Source organism: Psychrobacter sp. 1U2 (genome assembly GCF_051847575.1).
In genome coordinates this window covers 1-502 of sequence record NZ_JBPYDC010001902.1, presented here as the reverse complement: position 1 = coordinate 502, position 502 = coordinate 1, and the positions used below count along the sequence as shown (strand labels likewise).

Genomic DNA, 502 nt, shown 5'->3' with positions numbered 1-502 from the left:
GATATTGCCACGCACTTCCAATATATTGATGGGGTAATGATTGGACGGGCTTTTTATCATAACCCTTACTTACTAGCAGAAGCTAATAGTCTATGGGATCAGCCGATGCCTAAGCGTGCAGATATTTTAGCGCAGCTGTATCCATATTTAGAGGAGCAGCTTATAAAAGGTGAGACACTATCGACGATGGCGCGGCACTATTTGGGATTATTTCAAGGATTGCCCGGAGCTCGTAAGTGGCGACAAGCATTAAGCGGTAAACCGCAGCTGACACTCGATGATATCAAAAAAGCTGCCGACGAAGTTTTGCAACTAAACCCTAATGCTTAATTTGTTTTGATCGTTTTGGTCAAGTATCTTTTGTTCAACTAACTTGGTTTAGGTACTGCCACATAGCAACACCGTTATTGATAATATGTAACAACATAGGCAGTACTAGTGATCCTGACTTGATACGCGCGTAGCAAAATATAAATGCTAGTACCACGATAGTAGTGATTTC

2 protein-coding genes are annotated in these 502 nt (G+C 41.6%); one reads left to right on the top strand and one right to left on the bottom strand.

Annotated elements, in window-relative coordinates; translation table 11 throughout:
- Positions 1 to 330, top strand: a 330-nt coding sequence (locus tag ACS8FD_RS25040) for a tRNA-dihydrouridine synthase (protein WP_439277833.1), incomplete at its 5' end; no start/stop codon positions are given.
- A 34-nt stretch (positions 331 to 364) separates the two neighbouring features.
- Here ACS8FD_RS25040 and ACS8FD_RS25035 read toward each other — a convergent pair.
- A partial coding sequence (locus tag ACS8FD_RS25035) for a CPBP family glutamic-type intramembrane protease (RefSeq protein WP_439277835.1) occupies positions 365 to 502 on the bottom strand: 138 nt, incomplete at its 5' end.